Genomic DNA, 10,265 nt, shown 5'->3' on the forward strand with positions numbered 1-10,265 from the left:
CGCGCTCTCGCTCGGGGGGCGTCGCGCCACGCGTCCCAGTCGACGGAGCGGAAGTCGTGCAACGCGAACCAACCCTCGTCGGTCTGTGGTGCCTCGACCATACGCCGACTTGGGTCGCGGCGACTTAGGGGTTTGCGAGTCGCCGTCGGGCCGCGGGCCCCGACCGAGACCTGTCGACAGCAGCTGGTCGACAGCAGATGGCAACAATCGATGGTCAACAGCAGAATATGAACGGGTAGACGAGCGCGACGCGGTCGCCGTCTTCGAGTGCCGTGTCGAATCCGCGCTGGTTCTCGTTGAAGCGGCCGTTCACGAGGATCCGAGCGTACGCCGTCGTCTGTTCGCCGACCGGGTTCTTCGTCCACGTGCCGGGCAGTTCCTCGGGCGTCGGCGCCCAGCCGCTGTGTGCCGCGTCCGCCTCCGTCTCGGCGATCAGCATGTCCTGTAGCTCGGGGTACGTCTCGAAGAGGTCCTCGAGGAACGCCCGCAGGGTGTCCCCCTCGAACGCGTACTCGAACTGGTACTCGCCGAGCTCCGTGCGGACGTGACCGGTACAGCGCACGGTCACGGTCGTCGTCGCGTCCGGCTCGGCGTCGCGCTCGGACCGGGGCTCCGTCGTCTCGGTGGGCGCGGGCATACGCGATCGGAGGCCTCGTTCGGGGGTAAGCCGCGGCACGAACGTGTTCGGGTTACGTCCGTCGACCGGGTGGGGAACCGCCGGTTTCGGTCGGTGCCAGCGCGTGGGAACGCCGTCGAACATGTTGCGGCCAAGCCGGTAGGGGGTGGCGGGACAACGATCGACCGACTATGAGGCTCACCCGAGAGACGATCGCGAAGGTGATCGTCGCGGCGTTCCTGTTGAACCTGGTCGTCATGGGCGCCGGGGCGTGGTTCGCGTACCAGGAGGCGCCCCCGATCCCCGAGCAGGTCGTCGGTCCCGACGGCGAGACCGTCACCACGGGGGAGACGATCCGGGACGGGAAGGCGGCGTTCCAGCAGTACGGGCTGATGAACCACGGGTCGATCCTCGGCAACGGCGCGTACTACGGCGAGGACTACACCGCCGACGCGCTCGAACTGAAAGCCGAGCACATGCGCGAGTACTACGCGGACGCGGAGTACGGGACCGCGTACGACTCGCTCGCGTCCGGCGAGCAGGCCGCCGTCGACCGGCTCGTCCGCGACGACCTCGACGAGGGGTACGAGGGCGGTCCCATCGAGTACTCGGCCGCCGAGGCGTACGCTCACGAGCAGGTGCGCGAGACGTACGTCGCGCGGTACCACGAGGGCGACCACGACCGCGGCGTTCCCGAGGAGATGATCGAGTCGAACGAGGAGGCCGAGGCGTTCGCCGACTTCGCGCTGTGGACCGCGTGGTTCTCGCACACCGACCGGCCGGACGGCGACCACTCCTTCACCAACGAGTGGCCCTACTCGCCCGCCGCCGGCAACAGCCCCACCGGCCCGGCGATGATCTGGAGCGTGATCGCCATGGTGCTTCTCGTCGGCGCGGCGGGGGCGGCGATCCTCCTCTACAAGTCGGTGAAGCTCCCCGAGCCGTCCGCCGAGGGGATCTCGGTGCCCGAGCCGAGCGACGTCAGCGTGTTCCCGAGCCAGCGGGCGGCGCTCCGGTTCGTGCCGATCGCCGCCGGGCTGTTCCTCGCGCAGGTCCTGCTCGGCGGCCTGCTCGCGCACTTCTACATCGAACGGGCCGGCTTCTTCGGGATCGAGCGGATCTTCGGCGTCCACATCCTCCAGCTCCTGCCGTTCTCGATCGCGAAGACGTGGCACATCGACCTCGGAGTCCTCTGGATCGCCTCGACGTGGCTCGGCGCCGGGCTCTTCCTCCCGCCGCTTCTCACCGGCCACGAGCCGAAGCGACAGGGGACGTACGTGAACGTGCTGCTCGGCGCGCTCGTCGTCGTCGTGGTCGGCGGCATGAGCGGGATCTGGCTGGGCGCGAACGGCTACCTCCCCGGAGAGCTCTGGTGGCTGCTCGGCAACGAGGGGCTCGAATACCTGGAGGTCGGCAAGGTCTGGCAGGGCGGCCTGCTCGCGGGCTTTCTCCTCTGGGCCGTGCTGGCGATCCGCGGGCTGAAGCCGCTGCTCGACCGCGAGCCGATCTACGGGCTGGCGCACATGATCCTCTACGCGGGCGGCTCGATCACCCTGCTGTTCGTCGCCGGGTTCATGTTCACGCCCACGACGAACATCGCGGTCACGGAGTTCTGGCGGTGGTGGGTGGTCCACATGTGGGTCGAGGGCGCGTTCGAGTTCTTCATCGTCGCGATCATCGGACTCACGCTCGTCTCGATGAACCTCCTGACGCGGCGCAGCGCCGAGAAGGCCGTGATGCTGCAGGCGCTCCTGGTGATGGGGACCGGCGTGATCGGCGTCTCACACCACTACTGGTGGATCGGGATGCCCGACTACTGGGTCCCGATCGGCAGCGTCTTCTCGACGCTGGAGCTGCTGCCGCTGATCTTCATCCTCTACGAGGCGATCGGCCAGTACCGGGCGATGGGCGAGGCCGGGTTCCCGTACAAACTCCCGTTCATGTTCATCGTCGCCAGCGGGGTGTGGAACTTCGTCGGCGCCGGGGTGCTCGGCTTCTTCATCAACCTCCCGCTCGTGAACTACTACGAGCACGGCACGTACCTCACGGTCGGCCACGCCCACGCCGCGATGTTCGGCGCGTTCGGGTTCCTCGCGCTCGGGATGGTCGCGTACATGCTCCAGCTGTCGATCGACCCCGACCGCTGGGACGGCTCGTGGCTCCGGGCGTCGTTCTGGTGCTGGAACGTCGGGCTCGCGCTCATGGTGTTCGTCTCGGTGCTCCCCGTCGGATTCCTCCAGCTCGACGTTGCGTTCACGGAGGGGTACGCGGCCGCTCGCAGCCTCGCGTTCTACGAACGGCCGCTCGTCCAGACGCTGTTCTGGGCGCGGCTCCCGGGCGACACGCTGTTGATCCTCGGCACCGCGATCTACGCCGCCGACCTGGTCCGCAAGCGGTTCGTCCTCCGGCGCTCCGAGGACGACCCCAGCGTCGAGGACATGGCCGTCGCCGAGGGGATCGTGGGGGACGACTGAGATCGGCGGTCGGTAGTCGATGGTCGTGGTCGGCAGTCAACGGACGCGGTCGGTGGCCGCCTGCCGGCCAGCAGTCGCGGCCTAGTCGTGCCGACCGTGCACGTACGTCTGGTCGTGGGCCGGAAACACATCGGCGACGACCTCGTCGCCATGTTCGTCGGCGATGAGCGTACGTAGCTCGTCCTCGTAGTCCGCCTTGGGGACCTCCTCGCTTGGCCCCTGCTGGACGTCGAAGGTCGCCTCGACGAGGCGGTCGACGGCGTGGCGGCCGAACCCCGACAGCGGGGAGATGTAGTCGACGCCGTGGCGGTCCTCCAGGCTCTGCGCCTGGGCGCGAGACACGGTCGGAACGCGGTCGTCGCGGCGCGTCCCGTCGGCGATCGCGTCGACGTCGCGGCTCGCGATCGTCTCCAGCGCGTGCTCGTGAACCCGCTGGATACCGTTCCGCGGGTAGCCGTCCGTGAGCATCGTCTCGGCCGCGGCCTCGGCCACGTCGCGGTCGAGGTCGACGCGCTCGAATGCGAACCCGAGTTCGGTCGCCGCGCGCTCGGCGTGCTCCCAGTCGTCGGTGAGCCCGAAGCTGCCGGTGACACAGCGCACGTCGTAAAAGCGGTCGAGCAGGACGGCCGCGAGCGAGGAGTCTTTCCCGCCGCTGTACAGCAGCGCCAGCTCCATCTATCGCCGCCGGATGTCGAAGCTCTGCTGGTCGGGCTGGAGTTCCTTCAGGAGGTCGCGCATCTGGTCTTCGTCGATGCGACCCTGGATCCGGCCGCTCTGGGCCAGCGCCGCGACCTGCTGTTTCACCTTGTCGCCGAACTCCGGTTTCGACATCGCGACCGCGTTGAGCCGCTGGCGGGCGCCGTCGGTCAGGTACTGCTTGAGGACGGCCTCCTGTTGGGCCTCGGCGCGCTCCTGGGCCTCTTGCTGGGCCTCGGCGTCGTCGCCGCCCTGCTGACGCTCGCGGAGCTGCTCCATCTTCTTTTCGCGCAGTTCTTCGAGCCGTTCGTCGTCGGGGTCACCGCTCATACGTGTCCGTTCTCGGTCCGGGCGAAAAACGATTTCGGAGGGACGGCCTTCCGGGACCCGGTCACGTCGCCGGACGACGTTCCGCTCACGGGTCGGTTCGCCGCCGGGCCACGCCCCGGGTCCGCGCAAGGCCGCTCTGGGCCGCTCCGTCGGTTCGCGCCGTCGGTCCGCGCCGCTTAAACGCCTCCTCGGCGTACCCGTGGCCAATGAGCGAGTCGCGGGAGTTCTGTCCGCGGTGTGGCGATCCGGTTCCGGCGCGGCGCGCGCCGCTCCCCGGCGAGCCGAGCGGACGAGACGCGCTGCTGTGTGACGACTGCTACTTCGCGGACTTCGAGCTAGTCGACGCGCCGGACCGGATCGAGGTGCTGGTGTGTTCCGGCTGCGGGGCGGTCCGCCGCGGCGACTCCTGGCGGGACGTCGGCGCGCGCGACTACACCGACGTCGCCGTCGACGAGGTCGCGGAGGCGCTCGGCGTCCACGTCGAGGCCAGCGACGTCGAGTGGGGCGTCGAGCCCGAGCAGGTGGACGAGAACACGGTGCGAATGCACTGTCACTTCTCGGGCGTCGTCCGGGGAACGCTCCGCTCGGCCGAGGTCACCGTCCCGGTGAAGATCTCGCGGGGGACCTGCGACCGCTGCGGGCGCATCGCCGGCGGCTACTACGCGGGGGTCGTCCAGGTCCGCGCGGACGACCGCGACCTGCGTCCGGCCGAGCGCGCCGAGGCGCTCTCGATCGCCGAGTCGTACGTCGCCGACCAGGAGGCCGACGGCGACCGCGAGGCGTTCATCACCGAGGTGAACGAGACCGAGGACGGCCCCGACATCAAGCTCTCCTCGAATCGGCTTGCACAGAACGTCGCGACCCGTATCACGGAGGAACTCGGCGGGAGCTTCGAGTCGTACCCCACGCTCGTCACGGAGGACGGCGACGGCAACGAGGTGTACCGGGTGACGTTCGCGGTCCGGCTCCCGCGGTACGCTCCCGGCGAGATACTCGACCCCGAGGACGGCGACGGGCCGGTCCTCGTCACCGGCGTTTCGGGGCGGCTCCAGGGCGTCCGGCTCGCGACCGGCGAGGCGTACGCCTCGGCGTTCGACGAGGGCGACGCGCCCGAGGCGACCCGGCTCGGGACGCGCGAGGACGCGGCGGAGACCACCGTGGTGACGGTCGAAGACGAGAACGCGATCCAGGTGCTCGACCCCGAGACCTACGAGGCGAAGACCGTCCCCAACCCGTCGTTCGTCGACGCCGACGCCGACACCGTGCTCGCGTTCGAACACGAGGGCGCGGTCCACCTCGTCCCTGACGACGCGGAGTAGGTCGACCACACGACCCTCAACTACACGACCACACGATCACACGACCCTCGACCGCACGCACCCGCCGCGGCGGACGTGCGCCAATGCGTGACGCAGCGTAGTGACGGGACAGTGACGAGACGGAGACGAGACGGCGACCGAAGGGGACCGGCAGATGGTATTGTGCATATTATTCAAAACCATTATACGTGCCGGACACGTAGCGAGAGGCGATGAGTTCCACCGAAGCGGTACCCTCCGAGCCGATCCAGTTGACCGACGCCGACGGCTTCGACGAGATCGTCGCCGACCACGACGTCGTCCTCGTCGACTTCTACGCGGACTGGTGCGGCCCGTGTCAGATGATGGAGCCCGCCGTCGAACAGCTGGCGAACGACACCGACGCCGCCGTCCTGAAGGTCGACGTCGACCAGTATCAGTCGCTCGCGGCCGAGTACGGCGTACAGAGCATCCCGACACTGCTCGTGTTCGCGGACGGCGAGCGCGTCGAGCGGATGGTCGGCGCGCAGTCGGCGGAGTCGCTGAGCGACGCGGTCGCGGCCCACCTCGACTGAATGACCGACATCGACGCGACGGCCGTCGCGGCGCTCGACGCCGAGGAGATGACGCCGCGCGAGCTGCGCGCCGACGTGCCCGCGCTCTCTGAGCGCGCGTATCTCAACTTCGGCGCGCACGGCCCGAGCCCGCGGTACGTCGTCGAGGCCGCCTCGTCGTTCCTGGCCGACCACGAGCACGGCCCGGGCGCGGCCGACCCGTACGGGTACGCCTTCGAGACGTTCGACGACGTCCGAACGCGGGTCGCCGAGTTCGTCGGCGCCGACGCCGACGAGATCGCCCTCACCGAGAGCACGACGGACGGGATCAACCGGGTCGCGTCCGCGATCGACTGGGAGCCCGGCGACGTCGTCGTCCGAACGGACCTGGAACACCCGGCGGGGATCCTCCCCTGGAAGCGGCTCGAACGCGAGGGCGTCGAGGTGCGCGTCCTCGAAACGACGGACGGCCGGGTCGATCGAGCGGCGTTCGCCGACGCGGTCGCCGACGCGCGGCTCGTCTGCTTCAGCGCCCTCACGTGGACCCATGGGACGCGGCTGCCGGTCGCGGACCTCGTCGAGATCGCCCACGAGACCGGGACGTTCACCCTCGTCGACGCGGTCCAGTCGCCAGGTCACGTCGAGCTGGACGTGTCCGCGTGGGGCGCCGACGCGGTCGCCGCGGCCGGCCACAAGTGGCTGCTCGGCCCGTGGGGCGCCGGGTTCCTCTACGTCGACCGCGAGGCCGCCGCCGAGCTGGCGCCGCGTGCGGTCGGGTACCGGAGCGTCGAGGACCCCGACGCGGACGAGATCGCGTTCGAGCCGGGCGCGAAGCGGTTCGAGGTCGGCACCGCGACCGCGGCCGCACACGTCGGGCTGGTCGAGGCGATCGACGCGATCGACGCCGTCGGGCTCGACGCGATCGAAGCCCGGATCGCGTCGCTCACCGACCGGTTCAAAGAGGGCGTCCCGGACGACCGCCTCCTGAGCCCCCGCGAGTACGAGTCCGGGTTGGTCACGGTCGACGTGGACGACCCCGAGGCGACCGTCGAGCGCCTCGCCGCGGCGGACGTCGTCGTCCGCTCGCTGCCGCATCCCGACGCGGTCCGGGCGTCGATCCACGCGATCTCCACCGAAACCGAGGTCGACCGGCTCCTCGACGGGCTCGCCGACGAGTGGTGAATCGTCGCGGCACCAGAGATCGAGAGACATGCTCACATCCGTCGTGGTGTCGCGTGCCACGTTCACAGTTATTGTGATTTCGCGGAACGCGATCGGGCGCGTTTTAGTGACAGGCGCACAAGACCGACCATGGGATTCCACACGTTCGACGCCGACGAGGCGGACCGGCTGGAGCGACCCGCGGCCCGCTACCGGTGGGTGTCGGCCGAGGAGCTGATCGGACCGCTCGCGCCCGCGGAGTTCGCCGTCCTCGCCGACCTCGGCAGCGGCACCGGGTTCTACACCGACGACGTCGCGCCGCACGCCGAGACGGTCTACGGCGTCGACGTCCAGGCCGAGATGCACGCGTTCTACCGGGAGAAGGGCGTGCCCGACAACGTCGAGCTCGTCGAGAGCGACGTCGCCGACCTCCCCTTCGAGGACGGCGGGCTGGACGGCGCGTTCTCGACGATGACGTACCACGAGTTCGCGACGCCGGCGGCGCTCGCGGAGCTGGCTCGCGTGATCCGGGCTGACGGCCGGCTCGTGCTCTTCGACTGGTCCGCCGCCGGCGACGGGGACCACGGCCCGCCGGTCGCCGAGCGGTTCGCGGTCGACGACGCGATCGACGCGTCGGAGGACGCCGGGTTCGCGGTGGAGCGAGCGGAGACGCGGACGGAGACGTTCGTCGTCGTCGCACGTGTGCCGTAGGCCGCACTCGCTTCTGCCGTCGCTATCCTTCTTTGTGCACCGGCGACGCGGGAAACAGCGGGATATCGATCGCGTCTGTACGGATAGTAGTCGGCTCAATCCGGACGAGGGCGGTCGGTCCGGTCCAGACGGACAGCGGTCGGTCCGGACGGATAGCGGTCGGTTCGCGTTCGGGCGGGTCGACGAACTTTAAGTCGCTCTCGCTCGCGTGAACACGCATGCACGTCGACCTCGGGAACGCGTTGGAGACGACGCCCGGACTCACGGAGGAGACGCTGGAGCGGCTGGACGACCGCGTCGCGGACGCCCACGATCGGATCGCGGCGGGGATGGCCGACGACGCGTTCGGCTACGCCGCACTGAACCTCCCGCGGACCGCCGACCCCGACGCGATCCGCGCCGCAGTCGACCGGTTCGACCGTCCTGAGGCGGTGCTCACGGTCGGTATCGGCGGGAGCGCGCTCGGCGCGGCGACGCTCGCGAACGCCCTGGAGAGCGACGTGGACGCGTACTTCCTCGACAACGTCGACCCCGACGACGCGCGGGCGCTGCTCGCCGACCTCCCGCTCTCCGAGACCGTCGTCAACGTCGTCTCGAAGTCGGGCACGACCGCGGAGACGCTGGCGAACTTCCTCGTCGTGCGCGAGGCGATGACGGAGGCGGGCGTCGACTGGACCGAGCACACCGTAGTCACCACGGGCGCGGAGGGGAACCTCCGGGCGCTCGCCGACGCCCACGACCTCCCCGCGCTCGACGTCCCCGACGGGGTGCCGGGTCGGTTCTCAGTGCTCTCGACGGTCGGGCTCGCGGTCGCCGCGCTCCAGGGCCACGACGTCGAGGCCGTGCTCGCGGGCGGCCGAGACGGGATGGACGCGCTCGCGGGGTCGCTCTTCGAGTCGCCCGCGTACGCCTACGGCGCGGCGACGTACGCGCTCGCGGAGCGCGGCGCGCTCACGAACGCGATGATGCCGTACGCGGAGTCGCTGGAGACGTTCGCGGAGTGGTTCGCCCAGCTGTGGGCCGAGAGCCTCGGGAAGGACGGGCTCGGGCAGACCCCGGCGCGCGCGCTCGGCGCCACCGACCAGCTCCCAGCTCCAGCTGTACCGCGCCGGTCCGCCGGACAAGCTCGTGACGCTCGTGCGCCCGGCAGAACGCGCGGCGGTCCCGATCCCCGAGACCGACCTCGACGGGCTCGCGTACCTCGGCGGATCGTCGCTCGGGGAGCTGCTCGACGCCGAGTTCGAGGCGACCGAGGCGAGCCTCGCGGCCGCCGACGTCCCGAACGTCCGCGTCGAGATCGACCGCGTCGACGAACGGAGCCTCGGCCGGCTGCTGTACGAGATGGAGGCGGCCTGCGTGCTGTACGGCGAGCTCGCGAGCGTCTCGACGTTCACGCAGCCGGCGGTGGAGTGGGGGAAGAAGGCGGCCCGCGGGCTGCTCGGCGGCGGCGACTTCGCCGAGGCCGAGGCGGTCGCCGACAAGCGCGAGTTCCGGGTGGAGTAGCCCGCGGTCGGATTCCCGCAGGCTGCTCTGCGGCGGCAGTCACGGACGTCGTGGGTCTGCCGGGCGGTGACGAGGCGGCTCGCCGGTTGGCGGTGACCGCGGGATCTGCCGGCTTCCGGTGCGTCTAAACCTCCGCGAGTCGTAGCGCCACCGATGAGCGCGGACGTCTCTCCCGCGATCGAGCGGCTCCACCGGGTGGCGAGCGCCCTCTTCGCGGTCGTGTTCGCGCTCCTCGTCGCGAGCGCGCTCACCGCGCCGGCCGCGGACCTCGCCGTCTCCGTCGGGCTGGTCGGCGCGGACACGACCGGCCTGCAGGTACTGCGGACGGTGCTCCAGTTCGCCGGGTTCGGCCTCGCCGCCGTCGGCTATCTCGCGCTCACCGACTCGTGGGAGATCGTCCGCGTCGCGCGGCCGACGCTCCGGGACGGCGGGCTGGTGGTCGGCGGCGGCGGCGTCCTGTTCGCCTTCCAGTACGGCGCGCTGTTCGCGCTGGGACAGGTCGGGCTCACGACCGGCCAGAACCAGGCGGTCGTCCCCGCCGGCGACCCAGTCACGTACTACCTCGCGATGATCGCCGTGTCGCTGCTGGTCGTCGGGCCCGTCGAGGAGGCGCTGTTCCGCGGCGTCGTGCAGGGCGGGCTCCGGCGCGCGTTCGACGCCGCGCCGGCGATCCTGATCGCGAGCCTCGCGTTCGGGCTCGTCCACCTTCCCTCCGTCTCCGGCACGCCGGCCCAGCGCTGGGCGTACGTCGGCGTCGTGGTCGTGCTCGGTGCCGTGCTCGGCGGCCTCTACGAGTGGACGGACAACGTGCTGGTGCCGGGGCTCGCCCACGGCGTGTACAACGCGGTCATCTACGTGCTGTTGCTGGCGCGGGCGTTCTGAGGGCCTCGGCGTTTTGCGGGCCGGTCGGCCGTTCTGCAGG

At 70.5% G+C, this 10,265-nt stretch carries 9 protein-coding genes and 1 pseudogene; 7 read left to right on the forward strand and 3 right to left on the reverse strand.

Annotated features, from left to right (window positions below; genetic code table 11):
• Positions 1–214 precede the first annotated feature (214 nt).
• Entirely contained in the window at positions 215–637 is a 423-nt protein-coding gene (locus GJ633_RS10315) for a MoaD/ThiS family protein (RefSeq protein WP_156588763.1), read from the reverse strand.
• Positions 638–807: 170 nt separating this feature from the next.
• On the opposite strand from GJ633_RS10315, the gene GJ633_RS10320 reads away from it, so the two are divergent.
• Positions 808–3,090, forward strand: coding sequence for a nitric-oxide reductase large subunit (locus GJ633_RS10320; protein ID WP_156588764.1), 2,283 nt, complete (start codon positions 808–810; stop codon positions 3,088–3,090).
• Between the two features lie 81 nt (positions 3,091–3,171).
• Here GJ633_RS10320 and GJ633_RS10325 read toward each other — a convergent pair whose 3' ends face one another.
• Entirely contained in the window at positions 3,172–3,765 is a 594-nt protein-coding gene (locus GJ633_RS10325) for an alpha hydrolase (RefSeq protein WP_156588765.1), read from the reverse strand.
• Complete coding sequence (locus tag GJ633_RS10330) at positions 3,766–4,116, reverse strand: DNA-binding protein (protein ID WP_156588766.1); 351 nt, start codon at positions 4,114–4,116, stop codon at positions 3,766–3,768. It lies immediately after the preceding gene.
• Positions 4,117–4,322: 206 nt separating this feature from the next.
• Between GJ633_RS10330 and GJ633_RS10335 the strand changes: the two genes are divergently transcribed.
• The 6 genes and pseudogenes from GJ633_RS10335 to GJ633_RS10360 all read left to right on the forward strand — a co-directional run bounded on the left by GJ633_RS10335 (position 4,323) and on the right by GJ633_RS10360 (position 10,225).
• Complete coding sequence (locus GJ633_RS10335) at positions 4,323–5,435, forward strand: 60S ribosomal export protein NMD3 (protein WP_156588767.1); 1,113 nt, start codon at positions 4,323–4,325, stop codon at positions 5,433–5,435.
• Between the two features lie 212 nt (positions 5,436–5,647).
• On the forward strand, positions 5,648–5,989 hold the full coding sequence (trxA, locus tag GJ633_RS10340; protein WP_156588768.1) for a thioredoxin: 342 nt from the start codon (positions 5,648–5,650) through the stop codon (positions 5,987–5,989).
• Positions 5,990–7,150 carry an aminotransferase class V-fold PLP-dependent enzyme gene (locus GJ633_RS10345; RefSeq protein WP_231741329.1) on the forward strand — a complete coding sequence of 387 codons (1,161 nt, stop codon included), beginning with the start codon at positions 5,990–5,992 and terminating at the stop codon, positions 7,148–7,150.
• 129 nt (positions 7,151–7,279) lie between these two features.
• Complete coding sequence (locus GJ633_RS10350; protein ID WP_156588769.1) at positions 7,280–7,840, forward strand: class I SAM-dependent methyltransferase; 561 nt, start codon at positions 7,280–7,282, stop codon at positions 7,838–7,840.
• A 218-nt stretch (positions 7,841–8,058) separates the two neighbouring features.
• A pseudogene (locus tag GJ633_RS10355) lies at positions 8,059–9,343 on the forward strand (glucose-6-phosphate isomerase).
• A gap of 153 nt (positions 9,344–9,496) precedes the next feature.
• Positions 9,497–10,225 (forward strand): CPBP family intramembrane glutamic endopeptidase, encoded by a 729-nt coding sequence (locus GJ633_RS10360; RefSeq protein ID WP_156588770.1) that lies wholly within the window; start codon positions 9,497–9,499, stop codon positions 10,223–10,225.
• Positions 10,226–10,265: the final 40 nt, after the last annotated feature.

This window comes from Halorubrum sp. CBA1125 (assembly GCF_009742825.1).
GTDB lineage: Archaea > Halobacteriota > Halobacteria > Halobacteriales > Haloferacaceae > Halorubrum.